Genomic DNA, 452 nt, shown 5'->3' with positions numbered 1-452 from the left:
GACGACGTGGCCGACGACTTGGAGAACTACCTGGACACGAAGGAACGCGCCGCGGAGCTCGACGCGAAGATCGAGCAGACGGACCGGCTTATCGACGAGATCGTGTATGAGCTGTACGGGCTGACCGACGAGGAGATCGAGATCGTCGAGGAGGCTGTTGAAGACTAGATCTACGAAACGAAGTGCGGACTACCGGACGTAGTGACCGAATCAGGACGTTTCGGACGGCCGACTCTGCGACTTCGGGGCCGATACCGGACGGGACCGCTACGGACTGGCGCGGAACTCGCCGTGCTTCATCCCGAAGAAGTACGCGACCACCGAGAACGCGATCATCGAGGGGAGGACCATCATGAAGACGGTCGAGGGTGTCATCACCGCGGTCAGCGCGACCGTTGCGACGGCGACGATCGCGGCGAGCGGAACCACCGAGCGCGTGAAGTCGAATTCCA

2 protein-coding genes are annotated in these 452 nt (G+C 61.9%); one reads left to right on the top strand and one right to left on the bottom strand.

Annotated elements, in window-relative coordinates; genetic code table 11:
- Positions 1-168, top strand: a 168-nt coding sequence (locus tag EXE44_RS22260; RefSeq protein ID WP_137718061.1) for a restriction endonuclease, incomplete at its 5' end; no start/stop codon positions are given.
- Between the two features lie 99 nt (positions 169-267).
- Here EXE44_RS22260 and EXE44_RS18175 read toward each other — a convergent pair.
- Positions 268-452 (bottom strand): hypothetical protein (locus EXE44_RS18175; RefSeq protein ID WP_137718060.1); only part of this gene is annotated, 185 nt, incomplete at its 5' end.

The organism is Halorubrum sp. SS7, assembly GCF_005435055.1.
GTDB lineage: Archaea > Halobacteriota > Halobacteria > Halobacteriales > Haloferacaceae > Halorubrum > Halorubrum salinarum.
Note: the sequence above shows the minus strand (reverse complement) of the source record. Positions and strands in the feature narration are given on the sequence as shown.